At 71.7% G+C, this 675-nt stretch carries 1 protein-coding gene; it reads left to right on the top strand.

Going from position 1 to position 675, the window contains the following annotated elements:
• A partial coding sequence (locus AC01Y6_RS10895; RefSeq protein WP_476671547.1) for a hypothetical protein occupies nt 1–675 on the top strand: 675 nt, incomplete at both ends.

The raw sequence follows: 675 nt of genomic DNA, 5'->3' as shown, positions 1-675 counted from the left end.
CCGGGAGGAGCTGGAGGAGCGCCGCTACTGGCTGGACTGGGCGGACGGGGTGCTGAACCAGGACCCCGAGCCGGGCGAGGCCCCAGAGGAGGCCCGCGCCGTGGAGGACTTCGCCCTGGACCTGGATCTCTCCGACGAGCTCTTGGAGGCCTTCTTGGCGAGCGGGGCCTGGTGGGGGGGCTTGGCGGGAGCCCTCAGGGAGCTGGAGCGGGAGGCCGGGATGTTCCAGGAGGGCCGGGTCAGGGCGAAGCTCCACCTCCTCCGCCTCCTCCTCGCCCTTTTCCCCCTCCCTGACGAGGAGCCCCTCCTAAAGGTCTTGGCGCAGAAGGACGCCGCCTCCGAGCCCCGGCTGGTCAGGCTCACCAAGGCCGACCTGAGGCGGGCGGCGGAGAGCTGGCTGGAGCTCTACGCCCTGGACTTCCCGGGCCAGGCCTACGAGGAGATGAAGGCCTTCCGCCGCCTCCTGGAGGGGGGCCTCTGGAGCCACCCGGCGCTGGACCAGCTCCTTTCAGCGTGGAGCGGCCTGTGGGATCGCCTCGAGGCCCTGAAGGACCCCGACCTGGACATCCCGCCCTGGGCCCTCGCCCTGGTCCAGGAGGCGCTGAAGCGCCGGAAGAAGGGCTTGAAGAGGCGCCTTGACCCCGGGAAGCTGGCCCTCCTCGGCCTCCACCGCGT

It is taken from the genome of Thermus sp., from assembly GCF_056332225.1.
This window is presented reverse-complemented; position numbering and strand designations above follow the sequence as displayed.